The sequence below is a fragment of the Pseudomonas massiliensis genome, from assembly GCF_000826105.1.
Lineage (GTDB): Bacteria > Pseudomonadota > Gammaproteobacteria > Pseudomonadales > Pseudomonadaceae > Aquipseudomonas > Aquipseudomonas massiliensis.
The window spans coordinates 1-18,585 of record NZ_CCYK01000006.1 but is presented as its reverse complement, the minus strand read 5'-3'; the positions used below and the strand labels follow the sequence as shown (position 1 = coordinate 18,585).

17 protein-coding genes and 1 rRNA gene are annotated in these 18,585 nt (G+C 61.0%); 10 read left to right on the top strand and 8 right to left on the bottom strand.

Annotation, left to right across the window (positions count from 1 at the left end; all coding sequences use genetic code 11):
* Window positions 1–54: 54 nt before the first annotated feature.
* Window positions 55–237, bottom strand: a complete 183-nt coding sequence (locus BN1188_RS06280; RefSeq protein WP_040260597.1) for a DUF6026 family protein — start codon at window positions 235–237, stop codon at window positions 55–57.
* A 315-nt stretch (window positions 238–552) separates the two neighbouring features.
* Here BN1188_RS06280 and gnd point away from each other — a divergent pair, with 315 nt between their 5' ends.
* The 5 genes from gnd (at window position 553) to nudC (ending at window position 5,690) form a co-directional block, all read left to right on the top strand.
* The gene (gnd, locus tag BN1188_RS06275; protein ID WP_040260596.1) at window positions 553–1,530 is read left to right on the top strand and encodes a phosphogluconate dehydrogenase (NAD(+)-dependent, decarboxylating); all 978 of its coding nucleotides are present in this window, start codon (window positions 553–555) and stop codon (window positions 1,528–1,530) included.
* A 102-nt stretch (window positions 1,531–1,632) separates the two neighbouring features.
* A complete protein-coding gene (gene zwf / locus BN1188_RS06270; protein WP_088776194.1) occupies window positions 1,633–3,153 on the top strand; it encodes a glucose-6-phosphate dehydrogenase in 1,521 nt (506 codons plus the stop codon).
* Window positions 3,150–3,965 (top strand): Cof-type HAD-IIB family hydrolase, encoded by an 816-nt coding sequence (locus BN1188_RS06265; protein WP_040260594.1) that lies wholly within the window; start codon window positions 3,150–3,152, stop codon window positions 3,963–3,965. The genes zwf and BN1188_RS06265 overlap by 4 nt, the downstream gene beginning before the upstream one ends.
* Before the next feature lie 53 nt (window positions 3,966–4,018).
* Complete coding sequence (locus tag BN1188_RS06260; protein ID WP_040260593.1) at window positions 4,019–4,831, top strand: crotonase/enoyl-CoA hydratase family protein; 813 nt, start codon at window positions 4,019–4,021, stop codon at window positions 4,829–4,831.
* Between the two features lie 28 nt (window positions 4,832–4,859).
* A complete protein-coding gene (gene nudC, locus BN1188_RS06255; RefSeq protein WP_040260592.1) occupies window positions 4,860–5,690 on the top strand; it encodes an NAD(+) diphosphatase in 831 nt (276 codons plus the stop codon).
* Here the strand turns inward: nudC and BN1188_RS06250 are convergent.
* The 3 genes from BN1188_RS06250 to BN1188_RS06240 form a co-directional block, all read right to left on the bottom strand.
* Window positions 5,658–6,437 (bottom strand): TSUP family transporter, encoded by a 780-nt coding sequence (locus BN1188_RS06250; RefSeq protein WP_040260591.1) that lies wholly within the window; start codon window positions 6,435–6,437, stop codon window positions 5,658–5,660. The genes nudC and BN1188_RS06250 overlap by 33 nt on opposite strands.
* A gap of 102 nt (window positions 6,438–6,539) precedes the next feature.
* Window positions 6,540–7,304, bottom strand: coding sequence for an SDR family oxidoreductase (locus tag BN1188_RS06245; protein ID WP_040260590.1), 765 nt, complete (start codon window positions 7,302–7,304; stop codon window positions 6,540–6,542).
* Between the two features lie 11 nt (window positions 7,305–7,315).
* On the bottom strand, window positions 7,316–8,383 hold the full coding sequence (locus BN1188_RS06240; protein ID WP_040260589.1) for a phosphotransferase family protein: 1,068 nt from the start codon (window positions 8,381–8,383) through the stop codon (window positions 7,316–7,318).
* A gap of 375 nt (window positions 8,384–8,758) precedes the next feature.
* On the opposite strand from BN1188_RS06240, the gene BN1188_RS06235 reads away from it, so the two are divergent.
* Window positions 8,759–9,163, top strand: a complete 405-nt coding sequence (locus tag BN1188_RS06235; RefSeq protein ID WP_040260588.1) for a TraR/DksA family transcriptional regulator — start codon at window positions 8,759–8,761, stop codon at window positions 9,161–9,163.
* Between the two features lie 101 nt (window positions 9,164–9,264).
* Here the strand turns inward: BN1188_RS06235 and BN1188_RS06230 are convergent, their stop codons facing one another.
* Window positions 9,265–9,516: a DUF2789 family protein gene (locus BN1188_RS06230; RefSeq protein ID WP_040260587.1), complete on the bottom strand. Its 252-nt coding sequence runs from the start codon at window positions 9,514–9,516 to the stop codon at window positions 9,265–9,267.
* Between the two features lie 310 nt (window positions 9,517–9,826).
* Between BN1188_RS06230 and BN1188_RS06225 the strand changes: the two genes are divergently transcribed.
* Together BN1188_RS06225 and BN1188_RS06220 are read left to right on the top strand one after the other, a co-directional pair.
* The gene (locus BN1188_RS06225) at window positions 9,827–10,297 is read left to right on the top strand and encodes a hypothetical protein (RefSeq protein WP_040260586.1); all 471 of its coding nucleotides are present in this window, start codon (window positions 9,827–9,829) and stop codon (window positions 10,295–10,297) included.
* Between the two features lie 63 nt (window positions 10,298–10,360).
* Window positions 10,361–11,362: an ABC transporter substrate-binding protein gene (locus tag BN1188_RS06220; protein WP_052469177.1), complete on the top strand. Its 1,002-nt coding sequence runs from the start codon at window positions 10,361–10,363 to the stop codon at window positions 11,360–11,362.
* A gap of 131 nt (window positions 11,363–11,493) precedes the next feature.
* Here the strand turns inward: BN1188_RS06220 and BN1188_RS06215 are convergent, their stop codons facing one another.
* A complete protein-coding gene (locus BN1188_RS06215; protein WP_040260585.1) occupies window positions 11,494–12,264 on the bottom strand; it encodes an alpha/beta hydrolase family protein in 771 nt (256 codons plus the stop codon).
* A complete protein-coding gene (locus BN1188_RS06210; RefSeq protein WP_040260584.1) occupies window positions 12,248–13,357 on the bottom strand; it encodes a DUF3182 family protein in 1,110 nt (369 codons plus the stop codon). Before BN1188_RS06210 ends, BN1188_RS06215 begins: the two co-directional genes overlap by 17 nt.
* Window positions 13,358–13,720: 363 nt before the next feature.
* On the opposite strand from BN1188_RS06210, the gene BN1188_RS06200 reads away from it, so the two are divergent.
* Window positions 13,721–15,529: an aminopeptidase P family protein gene (locus tag BN1188_RS06200; protein WP_040260582.1), complete on the top strand. Its 1,809-nt coding sequence runs from the start codon at window positions 13,721–13,723 to the stop codon at window positions 15,527–15,529.
* Window positions 15,530–15,535: 6 nt separating this feature from the next.
* Here the strand turns inward: BN1188_RS06200 and rhtA are convergent, their stop codons facing one another.
* Entirely contained in the window at window positions 15,536–16,420 is an 885-nt protein-coding gene (rhtA, locus tag BN1188_RS06195) for a threonine/homoserine exporter RhtA (protein ID WP_040260581.1), read from the bottom strand.
* A gap of 581 nt (window positions 16,421–17,001) precedes the next feature.
* Between rhtA and BN1188_RS06190 the strand changes: the two genes are divergently transcribed.
* A 16S ribosomal RNA gene (locus BN1188_RS06190) occupies window positions 17,002–18,538 on the top strand.
* Window positions 18,539–18,585 lie beyond the last annotated feature (47 nt).

Sequence of the window (18,585 nt, the reverse complement as noted above, 5' to 3'; positions counted from 1 at the left end):
AAAAAAGCCAGGCATGAGGGGCATGCCTGGCTTTTCAAGTGTTCAGTGGGCCGATCAGGCGAGGCGAGCAACCGGTGCGAAGTCCAGGGCGCCGTGGGTAGCCTGGCTCAGCATGGCTGACAGTTGGGCAACCTTGCGCTTGAGCTGGTCGCGCTCTGCCTTGATGTCGTGCAGTTCGTCACGGCGGATGGTGACATACAGCGTTTGCGGTTGTTTTGCGACGACTACGTTGCCCATGGCGCACCTCGAGATGGTGGATCACTACGTTAAGGATGTACCGTAAGGGCTGTTCCCCGCCGGGTTACTTCCTTGATCGGCTCCGATTCTGAATTCTTTAAATCGATTTGGGAACTTTTTTATTTGAGGTTGTCGCCGATGTCGGCAGGTAAATGGCGCCAAACCCCCGTCGCACGTGGCTTTGAGCCACCTTGCCGCTGGTCGGGAACTTTTAGCGTGGTGCCGGAAACCTTCCCATTGCGCTTCGGACTAACCTTCAGCGGCGGCCTGCTATAAGCTGTAACGGCTTTTCTTACATTTTTTGGAGTTACCGGCATGCAATTGGGAATCGTGGGACTGGGTCGCATGGGTGGGAATATTTCTAGACGCCTCATGCGCAACGGCCATGACACGGTGGTATATGACCGTAACGAGCAGGCAGTGCAGGCGCTGGCGCCGGAAGGCGCAAAGGGCGCCGCAAGCCTGGCCGACCTCGTCGCCTCACTCGATCGCCCACGGGCGGTATGGGTCATGCTACCTGCCGGAGCGCCCACTGAAGATACCATCAACGAGCTCGCCGCCTTGCTCGAGCCGGATGATGTGATCATCGATGGCGGTAACACGTTCTACAAGGACGACGCCCGTCGCGCCAAGGCATTGCTGGACAAGCAACTACATTACGTGGACGTAGGTACTTCCGGAGGTGTCTGGGGTCTGGACCGCGGATACTGCATGATGATCGGCGCAGAGACGTCCATCTTCGAGCGCCTGGAGCCTTTATTCGAAACCCTGGCGCCAGGTGTGGGAGAGATCCCTCGCACCAAGGGGCGCGAAGCCGAGTACAGCCGCGCCGAGAGGGGCTATATCCACGCTGGTCCGGCTGGCGCGGGCCATTTCGTGAAGATGATCCACAACGGTATCGAATACGGAATGATGCAAGCTTTCGCGGAAGGTTTCGACATTCTCAAGACCAAGAACTCTACTCAGTTGCCAGAGGATCAGCGGTACGATCTGAACCTGGCGGATATCGCCGAGGTGTGGCGTCGTGGCAGCGTGGTCTCCTCCTGGCTGCTGGACCTGACCGCTGACGCCCTCGTCGCCGACCCTGACCTGGCCGGTTATTCCGGTTCGGTTTCAGACAGTGGTGAAGGCCGCTGGACCATCGACGCCGCAGTTGAGCAGGCGGTTCCGGTGCCGGTGTTGGCCAGCTCGCTGTTCGCCCGATTCCGCTCGCGTCAGGAGGCCACCTACGGCGACAAAATGCTGTCGGCCATGCGCTTCGGCTTCGGTGGTCACGTGGAAGTGAAGAAGTAAGCCCTGCCACCATGGCCCTGGCGGCGCGCCGGGGCCATGGTGTAATGACGTTGCCCGCGCCATCCGGCCGCGCAGCGCCTGCCCATGACTGGAGACAGCTGCATGAAGCGAGGCAAGACCAAGGCCGAGCCGGCTCCGCCGGCAACCCTCTTTCTGTTCGGCGCCCATGGCGATCTCGTCAAGCGACTGCTGATGCCGGCGGTGTACAACCTGGCCCGTGACGGCTTGTTAGACCCGAACCTGCATATCGTGGGCGTCGACCATAATGAGGTGGGCGATGCCGAGTTCGCCCAGCGCCTCAGGGCTTTCATCCTCGACCAGGCCCGCGCCAAGCAGCCGGACCAGGTTCTGGACGAAGCCAGCGTGATCGACCCCGCGGTATGGGGCCCCCTCGCTGAACGAATCAGCTATGTGACCGGGGATTTCACCAGCGACGATACTTACCAGGCCATCGCCCGCACACTGCAGGCCAATGGCACCGGTAATGCGGTGTTCTACCTAGCCACGTCGCCTCGTTTCTTTACTGAAGTGGCCTTGCGGCTCAATCGTGCCGGCTTGCTGACCGAGCATGCCAACGGGTTCCGTCGAGTGGTCGTGGAAAAACCGTTCGGCTCCGACCTGGCCAGCGCCGAAGCCTTGAATCATCAGCTCCTGGAATTGATGAGCGAGCGGCAGATCTACCGCATCGACCATTACCTGGGCAAGGAGACGGTCCAGAACATTCTGGTCAACCGGTTCTCCAATGGGATCTTCGAAGCCTTCTGGAACAACCATTACATCGACCATGTGCAGATCACGGCCGCCGAAGCCGTGGGCGTGGAAACCCGTGGCAATTTCTATGACCAGATAGGCGCGTTGCGCGACATGGTTCCCAATCATCTCTTCCAACTGCTGGCCATGGTCGCCATGGAACCGCCCGCGGCCTTCGGCGCCGACGCTGTGCGTAGCGAGAAGGCCAAGGTGGTCGGCGCAATCCGGCCCTGGACACCCGAAGAGGCGCTGGCCAACTCGGTGCGTGCCCAATACGTGGCGAGTTCCGAGGGCACCAAGGGCTATCGGGAAGAGGACCGGGTGGACCCGGACAGTGAAACGGAAACCTACGTGGCCCTTAAGGTGATGATCGACAATTGGCGCTGGATGGGCGTGCCGTTCTACCTGCGTACCGGCAAGCGGCTGACGGTGCGTGACACCCAGATCGCCATTTGCTTCAAGCCGGCGCCCTATGCCCAGTTCCGTGACACCAGCGTGGACGACATCAAGCCCAATTTCCTCAACATCCAGATCCAGCCGGACGAAGGCATGTGGTTCGATCTGCAGGCCAAGCGCCCCGGGCCTGCCTTGGTCATCGATAATGTGAAGCTTGGCTTCGCCTATAAGGATTTCTTCCAGATGCAGCCCTCCACCGGCTACGAGACGCTGCTCTACGACTGCTTCATCGGCGACCAGACCCTGTTCCAGCGCGCCGACAATATCGAGAACGGCTGGCGCGCGGTGCAACCTTTCCTCGATGCCTGGAAAGAGCAGCGGGCGTCGCTGGCCCAATACTCGGCCGGGAGCGACGGGCCGACCGAGGCCGATGAACTGCTGACGCGTGATGGTCGCGCCTGGCATACCCTGGGATGAGCGCGCCTATCAGGTTTGCCTTGAGCGACATGGACGGCACCTTGCTGCGGCCAGACCACCAGTTGGCGGGGCCAGTCATCGAGGCGGTCCAGCGGCTGCAGGCTGCGGGCGTCCGTTTCAGCCTCGCCAGTAGCCGGCCGCCCCGTGCCATGCTGGAGCAAGCGCGCCTGCTCGGCATCAGCGCGCCTATCGCGGGCTTCAACGGCGGGCGGCTGGTATATCCGGATGGTCGCCTGCTGGAGGCCTATCCCCTGGCCCCGACGGCAGCCCGGGCGGCATTGACCTTCCTGGCCAGGCACACGGTCGATATCTGGGTGTTCGCTGACGAGCAATGGCTACTCAAGGACTTCTCGGCGGCCCACGTGCCGACCGAGCGACATGCCTTGGGTTTCGACGGTACCTTGGTGGTCGACTTCGACCCCTATCTTGACCGGGTGGACAAGATAGTCGCTACCACTGACGATCATGCCTTGCTCGCCCGCCTGGAGGCCGAGTTGCAGCCTCGGCTCGTCGATCAGGCCCATGCCGCGCGATCCCAACCGTATTACCTGGATATCACCTCCATCGAAGCTGACAAGGGCAAGGCTTTGACCCGGCTGGCCCGACATCTCGATGTGCCATTGAGTCAGACCGCCGCACTGGGCGACAGCCATAACGACATGGCGATGTTCGCGGTGGCTGGCCTGGCCATAGCCATGGGCCAGGCCAGCGCCGAGGTCAGGGCGGCAGCTGATGTGGTCACCGTCAGCAATGCCGAGGATGGCGTCGCTTTCGCCATCGAGCGATACCTGCTTTCCAGTGACGCGCTATGACCGCACCAGCGCCGGTTGCTATAGTCCTGGTTCATAACGACAGAGAGCAGGCGATGAGTTCATACAGCGCGTTTCTCATGGAGCGGCGGGGCAGCGTGGCCCATGTGCAGATCAACCGGCCGGAAAAGCGCAACGCCATGAACGCGGCCTTCTGGCTCGAAGTTCAGGCCCTCTTCACAGAGCTGGATGCTGACGAGAGTGTGCGCGCGATCGTGCTCAGCGGCGCCGGCGCCCACTTCAGCGCCGGTATCGATCTGGCGATGCTCGCTCAGGTAGCCAGCGAGCTCGGACCGGACGTGGGTCGAAACGCGCGCTTGCTGCGCCGCAAGATACTGGCTCTGCAGGAGGCGCTGAGCTGTATCGAACGCTGCGCCAAGCCGGTGCTGGTGGCGGTGCAGGGCTACTGCATCGGAGGCGCGGTGGACTTGATCGCCACCTGCGATATGCGCTATTGCAGTGCCGATGCCAGGTTTTCCATCAAGGAAGTAGACATGGGCATGGCCGCCGACGTGGGCACCCTTCAAAGACTGCCTCGGCTGATCGGCGATGGCTTGCTTCGTGAGCTGGCTTACACGGGGCGGGAAGTGGATGCGACCGAAGCGCTGCGCGTGGGCTTGGTAAACCGGGTATTCGACAGTCCGGAGGCACTGCTGGAGGGTGTGTTCGAACTGGCTACCCAGATCGCCGACAAATCCCCGCTGGCGGTCAGCGGCACCAAGCGCATGCTCGGCTATATGCGTGACCATTCGGTGGCCGACGGCCTGGAATACATTGCTACCTGGAACGCGGCCATGCTGCAGGCGCCGGACCTGCGCATCGCTCTCGCGGCCGCCATGAGCAAACAGACGCCGCGTTTCGAAGACTAACGCGGCCTTGCCAAGCAGGGATCGAGAAATGCCTCACCAGTGGATCGCCGCCGTACTGGATACCGCGACAACCGGGGGCTGGGCGATCGCCCGCAGCCCGCAAGGCTTCATGTACGACAGCCAGGGCGTGCTCTTCGCCCGGGATTGGCTCAAAGGCCTGGGCTTGCCGATCCTGTTCGAACATGGCATTGGTCGGCTTGACGGACAGCCGGTCTACCTGATCGAGCTAGAAGGGCCGGTGACCCTTGAAAACTGTCAATGGCAGGGGCTGCGCCAGTTCATGCTGCAGGCCGACTTCGAGCATTACCGGATGCTGGCCTACGCCGCGCAGGTCGGCACCTGGGCGCGGGAGCACCGATTCTGTGGTAGCTGTGGTAAAGCCATGGTGCAGGTGCCAGGTGAGCGGGCGATGCACTGCGACCGCTGTGACCTGCGCAACTACCCGCGGATTTCGCCGAGCATGATTGTGCTTATCACCCGCGGTGACGAGGTATTGCTGGCGCGCTCGCCACGCTTCGTCAGCGGCATGTATAGCACCCTGGCCGGTTTTGCCGAGCCGGGCGAGTCCGCTGAAGAGTGCGTGGTCCGGGAAGTCCGTGAGGAAGTTAGCCTGGAAGTGCGCAACATCCAGTACAGGGGTAGCCAATGCTGGCCGTTTCCCCATTCCATGATGCTGGGCTTTCATGCTGAGTACGCCAGCGGCGAGATCGTTCCACAGGCCGACGAGATCGAAGACGCTCGCTGGTTCTCGATCCATGCGTTGCCGCCGCTGCCCGCGCCGCGCTCCATCGCTCGCTACCTGATCGATCTTTATGTCGCTCAGCGCCTAGGCCTGCCCGAACCAGTGCTGCCAGGCTAGGCGGACCGTCAGGGCCAGGACGACGCAAATGAAGACTGGACGGATAAAGCCCGCGCCGCCGTTGATAGCGGTGCGCGCGCCAAGGAAAGCGCCCACCATCAGGCTGCTGCCCATCGTCAGGCCGATGATCCAGTCCACCTGGCCGGAAAAAATGAAGACGGCCAGCGCGGCGATGTTGCTGACGAAGTTCATGCTGCGCGCTACGCCGCTGGCCTTGACCAGGTCGATGGGGTAGAGCAGCAGGCTGCTGACGGTCCAGAACGCCCCCGTGCCTGGCCCGGCCACGCCATCGTAGAAGCCCAGGGTAAGCCCCTGAGGGGCCTGCCAGCGACGAGGGATCGGCGCGTTGCTATCCAGCGGCGCCTTGGGCGTGCCGCCGAACAGTAGGTAGAGGCCACAGGCGAACACGATCACCGGCAGCATCTTGTTGAGCCACTCGGCGGGCAGGTAGTGCGCCACCACCGCGCCGATGAGCGAGCCGACCCCGGTACATACCAGGGCGTGGCGCCATTGGCTCGGATTGAAGAGCTTGCGCCGGTAATAGGTGAAGCTGGCCGTGGCCGAGCCGAAGGTGGAGCTGAGCTTGTTGGTGCCTAGCACCAGATGCGGCGGCAAGCCTGCGGTGAGCAAGGCCGGGGTAGTGAGCAAGCCGCCCCCGCCAGCGATGGCGTCGATGAAACCGGCCAGGAATGCGACCGCGGCAAGAATGGCCAGGGTGGTGGGGGCAACGCTGAGATCGAAGGGCATGGCACACGAGCGAGGCTGGAAAGAGAGGCGCATTCTAACTGGCCTCGCCCTTGGCTGCTCGTTCGCCGTTACGCCTGAACCAGCGGTGAGCCAAAGCCTTCTTCAGGCAAGATAGCCGCCATCGACGTTCAGCGCTGTTCCAGTGGTATAGCTCGAGGCCGCGCTGGCCAGGTAGAGCACGGCCCCGGCCATCTCGCTTGGTTCGGCGACCCGGCCCAGAGGGATGTGGCGCAAGGCCTGGGCAAGGATTTTCTCGTTGCTGACCAAAGCCGAAGCGAACCTGGTATCGGTCAAGCCCGGTAGCAACGCATTGCAGCGGATGCCTAAGGCCGCGCATTCCTTGGCGAAGACCTTGGTCATGCTGATTACCGCGGCCTTGGTCATGGAGTACACCCCTTGAAGGGCACCGGGGGATACCCCATTGATGGATGCTACGTTGATAATGCTGCCGCCGCCTTGTTCGCGCATGAGCCTGCCGGCTTCGACGGACATGAAGAAGTAGCCGCGTATGTTGACGTCCACGGTCTTCTGGAACGCGGCTGAGTCCGTGTCTAGCACATGGCCGAACTGGGGGTTGGTGGCGGCGTTGTTCACCAGAATGTCGAGGCGGCCGAATCGCTCGCGCAGCCCCGCGAAGGTGGCCTGGATCTGTTCAGGCTCGCCGATATGGCAGGCCATGGCGGTGGCTTGCCCGCCATTGGCGAGGATGCTGTCGGCCACGGCCTGGCAGCCTTCGAGCTTGCGGCTGGAGACGATCACGTGGGCGCCTTGCTGGGCGAGCAAGCGTGCAATGGCTTCGCCGATTCCACGGCTGGCTCCCGAAACGAAGGCGATTTTATCGGTCAGGTCGAACAGATCAGTGGGCATGTAACCTCCTGTCAAAGGGTAGAGCGATCCAGGACGCGTAGACTCATCTGCTCGAGCAGCGCGTTCATGGCGGCGAATTGGGCGAAGCGTGGATCGCGAGTCTGCCCGTGGTAGAAGCGGTAGTAGATCTGCTGGACGATCCCGGCCAGGCGGAACAGGCCTTGTACATAGTAGAAATCGAAGTTGGCGACTGCGATGCCCGAACGCTCTGCGTAGTAGGCCACCATCTCGGCCCGGGTCAACATGCCTGGCGCGTTGCTCGGCTGGCGCCGGGTCAGTTGTACAGGGGCGGGGTCCGTGGCTTCGACCCAGTACGCCAGGCAGTTGCCCAGGTCCATCAGCGGGTCGCCAAGGGTAGCCAGCTCCCAGTCCAGCACGCCACTGATCCGGGTAGGCGCCGCCGGGTCCAGAATGACGTTGTCAAGCCGATAGTCGTTGTGGATGAGGCTGGCCCGGCCGCTGTCTTCAGGCAGCTTTTCACGCAGCCAGGCGATGACGCGTTCCCATGTCGGTACATCAGGGGTAAGGGCGTTGGCGTAGCGCTCGCTCCAGCCCTCGACCTGTCGGCGCACGTAGCCCCCGGGGCGGCCCAGGTCCTCGAGGCCGCAGGCCCGGTAGTCCACCTGGTGAAGCTCTACAAGCCGGTCCACGAAGCTGAGGCAGAGCTCGCGTGTTTGCGCCGGCCCCAGGTCAAGCGCGGCGGGGATATCCTTGCGCAGGATCACGCCTCGCAAACGCTCCATGACATAGAATTGGGCGCCGATGATGCTTTCGTCGGTACACAGCAGCACGGGGCGTGGGCAATAGGGGAAGTGCCGGCTGAGTTTGTCCAGGATGCGATACTCGCGAGCCATGTCATGGGCCGAGCGCGCCTTATGCCCGAAGGGTGGGCGGCGAAGCACCAGTTCTCGATCCGGATAGGCCAGCAGGTAGGTCAGGTTGGAGGCCCCGCCCGGGAACTGCTCGATGGCAAGGCTGCCGCTGAGGCTTGGCAGGTGCGCCTTCAGGCAGGCGTCTACCGCCTGGGCGTCAAGTTCTTCCCCTTCACGCAAACGAATCGTCTGGTCGCTGATCGGCATCGTGTCCCCCGCGCTGGTAGCTCTTGGCTGGGCAGCCTAATGGCATGGTCAATGAGGGACAAGGTTAGCAGGGACGTTATCAGTGGGGGTGTTGTCGGGGTATAGGCGTGACCTTGGCGCGAGTTCGACAACGTCTGCGAGTAGCTGGCGAGGCCAGGCGGGATCCAGGCGCTCAGGGATGCCTGTGAGGAGGCGGCATGCTCGGTAATGGCTTGACGCCAGGGCATACGTCGGCCGTCTGGCTTCGAATTGAGCCTTCCTATTGCTGCTTCCCCGTCGCGCCCGTAGACTGCCGCCCCTCATTTGACTTCACCCGCCGCCTAGCGTAACCACGCGGCCGGCCCGATCCGTCTCATCAGGTTTATCGAGATATCAATGACGAAGGAAAAGTTGCTGGCCATGCCGGCCGATGACTACATGAATGCCGAACAGCACGCTTACTTCACCAAGCTGCTCCAGGCCATGAAGGTCGAAACCCAGGCGCGCATCGACGAAAGCCGGTCAGCCATTGAAAGCCTGGACTCCCCGGCCGACCCGGCTGATGCCGCTTCCGTGGAAGAAGAGCGCCACTGGCTGGTCAACGCGATCGAGCGCGATCAGCGTTTGCTGCCCCAATTGGAGCAGGCCCTGGGGCGTATCGCCGAAGACACTTTCGGCTGGTGCGAAGACAGCGGCGAGCCCATTGGCTTGAAGCGCCTGCTGATCAGCCCCACGACCAAATACTGCATCGAGGCCCAAGAGCGGCACGAGCAGATCGATCGCCACCAGCGTCAGGCCTGAAGTCGCCTGGCCTGGGGCGGCTCGACGATGCGAAGCCGCCCCGGGCCGGTCGCGGTCACGCTGTTGTCCAGGGAGCATCCCCTTGGAGGCAGCCCTCGGCGTCAACTGGCTTGCTGGTTGGCATCATGGTGCAAACGGGTATTGAGTTCATCGACCCAGGGCGCTTCCTCGCCGTCCGCCATGATGGCCTCCTTCAGGAAGCTGGCCTGGGCCTGGCTCCAGAAGGGCGCTTCGGACACTTTCACATCGCCTGGCAGTTGATGCTCGTCGATGAACCGGTCGATTTCCTCGGCGCTTGTGCCAAGGCCCAGTTGAGCGAACAGGCTTTCCAGGTCGTGATGCACATCTTCCATTTCAGGCTCCCATTAAAAGCTTGGTGATCATTGTGGTGTCGCTGGATTGGAACCCATATCCCGGAAGGGAGTTCGCGCGGGGGCTGTGATTTGTCCAGATTTTCCAAAAGGGCTTTTCTTCGCCGGGCCTTTTGGATGAGAATCGACGTTACCGGCTGTAATGTTTTTCAGAGGCAATCCGCTCGTGGTTGCGCTCCGTATGCCGGATCATTTCATTCAGACCAGCGCTTGTCCCGCTCCCTGTGCTTCAGGCAATAGGCCCTGCCGGGAGCGGGGCGACCGGTTCTTTCATCTGGTTGAGGATCTTTCGTTGGCCGTCAGCAATCTGGATATGCATGCGCTCTTTGTACTGGGCGACTTGCGAGCTAAGTTAGTCAAGTTGTTTCAATCACGTTTCGTGTATATCGCCGAACAATCCGCCGACAGTCTGTACATGGCGGAAATCGACACCGAAGTAGCCTTGGTGGTAGATGACAAGCCTGGGTTGCAGTTAAAGGTAGGTGACCATTTCCGCGCCGCGGTATTGCCCAGTCGCGAAGGTGGAAAATTCGAAATCAAGTTTCGTGACCTGAAGTTCACCATCTACGGCCTGGGCGAGTATGCCTTCGTGGATACTCCCTCTGGCAGTGGCGTTGTCTTTCGCCAGGGGCAAAGTGTGATGCTGGTTTTCGCGGCCAACGAGCAACTGGTGGGCGGGTTGACGCGGCCATTGAAGGCTGCGGTCGCCAAGGCGGCCAAATGGCGTGCTGGCGAACTGCAGTTCAAGGCCAGCGAACAGTAGCGCCGATTGGCGGCGCTTCGACTAGGCTTCAGGCTCCGATCCGCTGAAGCGACGAGGTGCTGAATGACTAAACGATGTTCGTGGTGGCTTGGCCTTTGGGCGGCCCTGGGCCTCAATGCTCTGGCCAGCGCCGCCGAACCGGTGCGCTTCGCTGACCTCAATTGGGAAAGCGGCAGCTTGATCACCGAACTGCTTAGGTACGTGGTGGAAAAAGGCTACGGTCTGTCCACCGAAACCGCACCGGGCACGACGGTGACGCTTGAAGCCGCGCTCGCTCGCAATGATATCCAGGTCATTGGCGAAGAATGGGCCGGTCGCAGTCCAGTGTGGAACAAGGCCGAAGCCGCTGGCCAGGTGCAAGGGCTGGGCGACATCGTAAAGGGGGCGACCGAGGGCTGGTGGGTGCCTGCCTATGTGATCAACGGCGACCCTAAGCGTGGCATCGAAGCCAAGGCGCCGGGCCTGAAAAGCGTCGCTGACCTGTCGCGTTACAAGGATGTTTTCCGCGATCCGGAAAGCCCGGGCAAGGGGCGCTTCCTCAACAGCCCTATCGGCTGGACGTCCGAAGTGGTCAATGGACAGAAGCTCAAGGCCTACGGTCTGGTTGACAGTTTCAGCAATTTTCGGGCGGGATCGAGTGCAGCTCTTGACGCGGAGATCACTTCGGCAGTGAAGCGGGGTGAGCCGGTGCTTTTCTACTACTGGAGCCCGACGCCCTTGCTGGGCCGTTATGATTTCATTCAGCTTCAGGAGCCACCTTTCGACGCCGAGGCCTGGAAGACACTGACCGATCCTGATAATCCCGCTCCTAGGCCGACCCGCTCTCTGGCCTCGAAGCTTTCCATTGGAGTGTCCAGCGCGTTCGCCCGTGAACATGCCGATGTCGTCGGCTTCTTTGCGAAGGTCGAACTGCCCATCGAACCGCTCAACCAGGCCCTCGCACGTATGAGCGAAAAGCGTCTGGAGCCACGGGAAGTGGCATTGGGGCTATTGCGCGAGCATCCTGAATGGCTTCGCGCCTGGCTACCCGCACCGGTAGCCGAGAAGGTTCAGGCCAGCCTCTGATCGTACGCGCGCCAGGGCCAAGGATATCCCTCATGCCCCGCTGGCTGGCGGGCCTTGACTGCTGGCCGTCACCGGCCGGCACCGCACCGCCCTTGGGTGGAAGGCACCAGGGCGGGCGAACGGCATTGAGGTCAGGAATAGACCGCTGAGTGGTGCGGGTAGTTTTCCAGGCGTGAACCCACGATCATTTCGCTGACCCAGCCACCCAGGAGGGTGCTGTATGCCTTTTGCCAGGCCTCCTGGGTCAGGCCATGGTCAGCACCGTCGATGATCCGATGGGTCAGCGAGTGAGCGCCAACAAACGCCGACCGGTAGCTCATCACGGTTTCATGGGGCACATAGTCATCGTGTTGAGACTCGACCAAGAGCACATCGCCCGCAAATTCCCCGCAGGCGGCCAGGGCGCGGTTGTCCGCTGGGCTATGAAGGGTGCGGCGGTAGTGTGCCAGGCCCTCCCGATTCAACGCCGCCTTGGGCAGCTCCCAGTCCTTGTCCCAGTACAGCGCCGGCACCCGCAGTGCCAGCCAGCGCACTCGACGTTGCGCGGTAAGCAGTGCCGCCAGGTATCCCCCATAGCTGCTACCGACCACCGCGATGGACTCGGGGTCCACATCGGGATGGCTGACCAGCCGGTCATAGGCAGTCAGCACATCGGTCAGGCTTTGCTCACGGTTGACCGTCTGGCGTTGATCCTCTGTCCTGGCGTGACCGCGCAGGTCGAAGGTGAGGCAGACGCAACCCAGCCCTGTGATGCTCTCCGCGCGCCCAAGGTCGCGTTGCTGGCTGCCGCCCCAGCCATGGACGAACAGCACGCCTGGCAGTTTCGGGCTGGGGCTGAGAAGGGTGCCGGCAATGGTCTGGCCTTGCACTGGCAATTCGATGGGTTCACTGACTATCGCCATGGGTCTTTATCCGTGCGTATTTAAGAAGGCGGCCCACCTCGGGGTCATCGCCCTGGAAGAACAGCTCGGCATCCGCCGGGCAACAGGTGCCGCCGAATACCTCGTAGGTGCTGGCGTGTACTTGACGCAACTCAGGGTCACGGTGAAATGCCCTCAGGGCTAGCAATTCGGCGCTGCTGGCACCACCCACACGCCAGGACTGTTCGAGCACGCCGGTAAGCCGCTCGCCGTCATGGGCAAGCCCGGTGGCGATATCGTAGTTCCGACGAGACGCCATGAAACCCGGATAGTGCTGTAGCACAGCGCCCTCATAGATGCGTGCACAGCGCACGGCCTGTTTCTGTAATGGCTGCAACTGGAGGCAGAGGAGCGCCTCATAATCCCCCTTGTGAACGTTGAGGTCCGACCCGCCATAGACCCAGGCGCCGCCATTGTCCTGGGTCAAGCGTTGAGTGCCCACGTAGCTGGCTACCAACCCTCCGACCCGCACCTGACCCACACTGTAGGTTTCTACCTGTTCAAGGTTCTCTTCCAGAACCAGCCCCCATTCGGCCAATTCATCGTCAGCCATGGCCGCCAGCGCTATTTCCAGCGCGCCGCGGCTATCTATGACTTGTTGTCCCCGCCCGCCAGTGGCCCTTACCGGTTTGAGCCGCACCGGCCTGGTTACCAGGAACTGCTCCGCAGCTCGACGCGCGTCGGCTTTGCTGAATACCGTCCAGCCGGGGAGCAGGGCGGCGCCTGCTGTGTCGGCGAACCCGTGGGCCCAGGGCGCCGGTGCCTGGCTACCTGGGAAAAGCGGGTGCGAGATGGCCTTCGTAGCGATGAAGGGGTTACTGACCCAGCCACCGAAGAAGTCGGTTTCCGATGCGATGCCGAGGTCTTCGGCCATCGGCCCGGTCAGCGTGCGTGCTGGGAGGTAATAGGAATGCCGGCCAGCCATGGCATGCGTGGGCAACACCTGTGAAGGGGTTATGCCAAGGAGCTCGCAGAGTATGATGCCGAGTTTCTCATGGACCTGGCGCTCATGCTCCGAGGTGGCGCGCTCCGAGGCGTGAAGTTGCACACAATCGAAGGGAGGGGGTGTGCTCATTTCCGCGGCCTCAGAAGGTTTTGCCCAGGGCTGGGGTCAGCGACTGTCTGTCCTCGGTCAACAGGGCGAGTTTGTGCCTGGCCTGAGCTTTTCTCTCTGTGCCCGGTATGTCTATGCCTTCATGTCGGGCTTTGATAGCCGCAGCCTGGTTCTTCTGCTTTTGGCCGTATTTCTCCCTGCTTGCGCTCGCCATGCTGTACCCCCTGCCACCTGGTTGAGATCAAGCTTCGGTCGCCTGCCGTGAGCGGGCCTCTTTTTGTATGAAGAAGCCTTTGCCTGTTAGTTCAGCGCGATCTCGTTCCCGGCTTGCCCGAGTACGCGGGCTGCCGCATCATGATTCTTTGAGTGTCCAGTGGAGCTGCAATGACGCCTTCTTCCGTTTCTACGACCACCGTGCCCGCTCGCGTCGAGGCTGTTCGTGCCCTGCTGGAGCGCGAGCACCTGGACGCGCTACTGGTTCCTTCGGCGGATCCTCATCTGTCGGAGTACCTGCCTCGCCATTGGCAAGTCCGCCGTTGGCTTTCCGGCTTCAACGGCTCGGTAGGAACGCTGGTGATCACTCCGACGTTCGCCGGCTTGTGGGCCGACAGTCGCTATTGGGAGCAGGCGGAAAAAGAACTCAATGGTACGGGCATCGTGCTGATGAAGCTTCAGCCCGGCGCGCCCGGGCCGCTGGACTGGCTGGCCGCACAGGTGCGCGAAGGCGGCGCCGTGGCGGTGGATGCTCGGGTCCTGGCGTTGCAGAGCGAGCGCACCCTCAAACAGAAACTGGCTGCCCGAGGCATCGCCCTGCGTGGGGAGCGAGACTGGATCGCCACCTTGTGGAGTGACCGTCCAGGCCTGCCCGGAGAGCCGGTGGTGGCTCACGAGCCTCCTTTCGCTACCGAGTCAGTGGCTGAAAAGCTGGGCCGGGTGCGCCAGGCCATGGCCGAGGCCGAGGCTGATGCCCACTTCATTGCCACGGTGGACGATATCGCCTGGCTATTCAACCTGCGCGGCAGCGACGTTAATTACAACCCGGTGTTTCTTTCCTACGCCCTGGTGACTGCCGAGCAAGTGGTGCTGTGGATAGGGGAAAACAAGGTACCTGCTTCATTGCAGGAGCAACTGCAGGCTCAGGGCGTGCAAGTCCGCCCTTACGAAGAGGTGCTGTCGGACCTTGCCAGGCTGCCGCCGACGACGCGTTTGCTACTGGACCCGGCACGGGTGACCGCTGGTGTGGTGGCCAGCGTTCCAGCGTCGGTGCGCTTCATCGAGCAGGTGAATCCCACTACGCTCTTCAAGGCTTGCAAGGGGGAAGCCGAACTTGGCCATGTGCGTCGCGCAATGGAGCGAGATGGCGCAGCCTTGTGTGAGTTCTTCGCCTGGCTTGACTCGGCGCTGGGCCGGGAGCCGGTGACCGAAGTGACTGTCGACGAGCGTCTGCTCGAGGCTCGCGCTCGGCAACCCGATTTCGTTTGCCCCAGTTTCGCTACCATCGCCGCTTTCGCGGCCAACGGCGCGCTGCCTCACTATCGGGCAACCGCCAAGGCTCACGCCGTGATCGAGGGCGATGGCTTGCTCTTGATCGACTCTGGCGGACAATACCGGGGTGGTACCACTGACATTACCCGCATGGTTGCGGTGGGTAAGCTCAGTGAAGAGCAAAAAGCTGACTGTACGCGGGTGCTGCAGGGCATGATTGCGCTTTCACGGGCGCGCTTCCCCTCAGGCATCCTTTCGCCATTGCTGGATGCTATCGCCCGGGCGCCCTTGTGGGCGGACAACATTGACTACGGTCACGGCACTGGCCATGGGGTGGGCTATTTCCTCAACGTACACGAAGGTCCCCAGGTTATTGCCTACCAGGCAGCGCCCGCACCGCATACGGCCATGCGCGAAGGCATGATCACCTCCATCGAGCCTGGTACTTACCGTCCAGGTCGCTGGGGCGTACGAATCGAGAACCTGGTTGCCACCAGGGCAGCGGGGGAGGGGGAGTTCGGCAGTTTCCTGAAGTTCGAAACCCTCACCTTATGCCCCATAGACACGCGCTGCCTGCTGCTCCAGCGGCTGACTCAGGAAGAACGAGCCTGGCTGAATGCTTATCACGCCGAGGTCAGGGCACGCCTGTCTCCCTTGGTTGACGGAGAAGTGCTGGCCTGGCTGCATCACCGCACGGAAGCCGTGTAGACGACTTCAATCCGCGGCTGCCGTTGCCGCGGGTTGCCGGGGTAAAGTGAGCGTGGCACCCACGGATGCCGTGATGATCGCAGCGATGGCCATCCACTGGTTGAGTGCCAGCTTCTCGCCAAGGAAAAGCAAGCCGCTGAGCGCGCCTATGGCTGGCTCCAGGCTCATGAGGATACCGAACGTGCGTGCCGGCATGCGGGTGAGTGCCACCATCTCCAGGCTGTAGGGCAGGGCGGTGGACAGTATGGCCACTCCCACGGCGGCCGGCAGGATGCCGAGATTCAGGAGCTCGTTTCCGGCGCTGTAGATACCGAAGGGGGCAATGCAGATCGCTGCGATGGCAACACCCAGCGCGGCGGTCTGTATACCGTGTGCTTCGCCTGCCTTCTGGCCAAAAAGAATATAAAGAGCCCAGCAGACGCCGGCGCCGAGTGCATACAGCGCCCCGGTAACATCTATGCCACCTGCTGAATGCACGCCAGGCACCAGCAACACCATGCCGGCGATCGCCAGGCCGACCCAGCAGAAATCCACCCTGCGTCTGGAGGAAAACACCGCCACTGCCAGCGGGCCGGTGAACTCCAGTGCCACTGCGATTCCCAGCGGGACGGTGCGCAATGACATATAGAAGAGGAAGTTCATCAGGCCCAGGGAGATGCCGTAGACAAGTACATGCCGAAGGTTGCGCAGCGTGATCCTGGTCTGCCATGGACGCAAGACCGCCAGCAGGATGAGCGCGGCAAAGATCAGGCGAACGGCGGTAGTGCCTGGCGCGCCAATGACCGGAAACAGGGACTTGGCCAAGGAAGCGCCAGACTGAATGGACGCCATGGCAATCAGCAGCAGGCCGATTGGGAACAACAGGTCGCGCAAGGAAGTAGACGTGGACATTATCGAACCATAGGGTGGACGGCCTGCCATGATCACTGCTGAGAACAGGGTGATCAATGACGGTTTTCAACGCAGCGTAAAAATAAGTGTTGACGGCCTTTCGAAACCCCTTATAATGCGCCCCACTTCCAGCGACAACGGAACGGCAAACTCCTTGAGAATCAACGAGTTAGCGGTCCAGGCAAGCAGGAAGTGGCTTCGGTCTGCGGATCGGATGCGGTGAAAAAGGTGGTTGGCAGCAGGTTGTAGTGCTGTAGAATTCGCCTCCCGCTTCGAGAGGTAAGTGAAGCGGTCAAGTGTTTGAAGTTGAACGAGAAATTCTGAAAACTTCCGAAATAAACGCTTGACACGATGTGAGGTTAGCGTAGAATGCGCGCCTCGGTTGAAGCGAACGGCTCAACCAACCGCTCTTTAACAAATGAATCAAGCAATTCGTGTGGGTGCTTGTGAGTTGGACTGATTGTCACAATGATTATCAGCATCACAAATACTCAGACGAGAATTCGAATGAGTGGCTTCCTTCGGGAAGCATTGCGATTGCTGAGCCAAGTTTAGGGTTTTCTCAAAACCCAAGCAGTATTGAACTGAAGAGTTTGATCATGGCTCAGATTGAACGCTGGCGGCAGGCCTAACACATGCAAGTCGAGCGGATGAAGGGAGCTTGCTCCCTGATTCAGCGGCGGACGGGTGAGTAATGCCTAGGAATCTGCCTATTAGTGGGGGACAACGTTTCGAAAGGAACGCTAATACCGCATACGTCCTACGGGAGAAAGCAGGGGACCTTCGGGCCTTGCGCTAATAGATGAGCCTAGGTCGGATTAGCTAGTTGGTGAGGTAATGGCTCACCAAGGCGACGATCCGTAACTGGTCTGAGAGGATGATCAGTCACACTGGAACTGAGACACGGTCCAGACTCCTACGGGAGGCAGCAGTGGGGAATATTGGACAATGGGCGAAAGCCTGATCCAGCCATGCCGCGTGTGTGAAGAAGGTCTTCGGATTGTAAAGCACTTTAAGTTGGGAGGAAGGGTCGTTGCCTAATACGTGACGGTTTTGACGTTACCGACAGAATAAGCACCGGCTAACTCTGTGCCAGCAGCCGCGGTAATACAGAGGGTGCAAGCGTTAATCGGAATTACTGGGCGTAAAGCGCGCGTAGGTGGTTTGTTAAGTTGGATGTGAAATCCCCGGGCTCAACCTGGGAACTGCATCCAAAACTGGCAAGCTAGAGTACGGTAGAGGGTGGTGGAATTTCCTGTGTAGCGGTGAAATGCGTAGATATAGGAAGGAACATCAGTGGCGAAGGCGACCACCTGGACTGATACTGACACTGAGGTGCGAAAGCGTGGGGAGCAAACAGGATTAGATACCCTGGTAGTCCACGCCGTAAACGATGTCAACTAGCCGTTGGGATCCTTGAGATCTTAGTGGCGCAGCTAACGCATTAAGTTGACCGCCTGGGGAGTACGGCCGCAAGGTTAAAACTCAAATGAATTGACGGGGGCCCGCACAAGCGGTGGAGCATGTGGTTTAATTCGAAGCAACGCGAAGAACCTTACCAGGCCTTGACATCCAGTGAACTTTCCAGAGATGGATTGGTGCCTTCGGGAACACTGAGACAGGTGCTGCATGGCTGTCGTCAGCTCGTGTCGTGAGATGTTGGGTTAAGTCCCGTAACGAGCGCAACCCTTGTCCTTAGTTACCAGCACGTTAAGGTGGGCACTCTAAGGAGACTGCCGGTGACAAACCGGAGGAAGGTGGGGATGACGTCAAGTCATCATGGCCCTTACGGCCTGGGCTACACACGTGCTACAATGGTCGGTACAGAGGGTTGCCAAGCCGCGAGGTGGAGCTAATCTCACAAAACCGATCGTAGTCCGGATCGCAGTCTGCAACTCGACTGCGTGAAGTCGGAATCGCTAGTAATCGCGAATCAGAACGTCGCGGTGAATACGTTCCCGGGCCTTGTACACACCGCCCGTCACACCATGGGAGTGGGTTGCACCAGAAGTAGCTAGTCTAACCTTCGGGAGGACGGTTACCACGGTGTGATTCATGACTGGGGTGAAGTCGTAACAAGGTAGCCGTAGGGGAACCTGCGGCTGGATCACCTCCTTAATCGACGACACAGCCGCCCATAAGCTCCCACACGAATTGCTTGATTC

What these genes read in the sequence shown, in the direction of transcription:
- BN1188_RS06280 (WP_040260597.1), bottom strand. Translation starts at nt 237, where the DNA reads ATGGGCAACGTAGTCGTCGCAAAACAACCGCAAACGCTGTATGTCACC.
- gnd (WP_040260596.1), top strand. Translation starts at nt 553, where the DNA reads ATGCAATTGGGAATCGTGGGACTGGGTCGCATGGGTGGGAATATTTCT.
- zwf (WP_088776194.1), top strand. Translation starts at nt 1,633, where the DNA reads ATGAAGCGAGGCAAGACCAAGGCCGAGCCGGCTCCGCCGGCAACCCTC.
- BN1188_RS06265 (WP_040260594.1), top strand. Translation starts at nt 3,150, where the DNA reads ATGAGCGCGCCTATCAGGTTTGCCTTGAGCGACATGGACGGCACCTTG.
- BN1188_RS06260 (WP_040260593.1), top strand. Translation starts at nt 4,019, where the DNA reads ATGAGTTCATACAGCGCGTTTCTCATGGAGCGGCGGGGCAGCGTGGCC.
- nudC (WP_040260592.1), top strand. Translation starts at nt 4,860, where the DNA reads ATGCCTCACCAGTGGATCGCCGCCGTACTGGATACCGCGACAACCGGG.
- BN1188_RS06250 (WP_040260591.1), bottom strand. Translation starts at nt 6,437, where the DNA reads ATGCCCTTCGATCTCAGCGTTGCCCCCACCACCCTGGCCATTCTTGCC.
- BN1188_RS06245 (WP_040260590.1), bottom strand. Translation starts at nt 7,304, where the DNA reads ATGCCCACTGATCTGTTCGACCTGACCGATAAAATCGCCTTCGTTTCG.
- BN1188_RS06240 (WP_040260589.1), bottom strand. Translation starts at nt 8,383, where the DNA reads ATGCCGATCAGCGACCAGACGATTCGTTTGCGTGAAGGGGAAGAACTT.
- BN1188_RS06235 (WP_040260588.1), top strand. Translation starts at nt 8,759, where the DNA reads ATGACGAAGGAAAAGTTGCTGGCCATGCCGGCCGATGACTACATGAAT.
- BN1188_RS06230 (WP_040260587.1), bottom strand. Translation starts at nt 9,516, where the DNA reads ATGGAAGATGTGCATCACGACCTGGAAAGCCTGTTCGCTCAACTGGGC.
- BN1188_RS06220 (WP_052469177.1), top strand. Translation starts at nt 10,361, where the DNA reads ATGACTAAACGATGTTCGTGGTGGCTTGGCCTTTGGGCGGCCCTGGGC.
- BN1188_RS06215 (WP_040260585.1), bottom strand. Translation starts at nt 12,264, where the DNA reads ATGGCGATAGTCAGTGAACCCATCGAATTGCCAGTGCAAGGCCAGACC.
- BN1188_RS06210 (WP_040260584.1), bottom strand. Translation starts at nt 13,357, where the DNA reads ATGAGCACACCCCCTCCCTTCGATTGTGTGCAACTTCACGCCTCGGAG.
- BN1188_RS06200 (WP_040260582.1), top strand. Translation starts at nt 13,721, where the DNA reads ATGACGCCTTCTTCCGTTTCTACGACCACCGTGCCCGCTCGCGTCGAG.
- rhtA (WP_040260581.1), bottom strand. Translation starts at nt 16,420, where the DNA reads ATGTCCACGTCTACTTCCTTGCGCGACCTGTTGTTCCCAATCGGCCTG.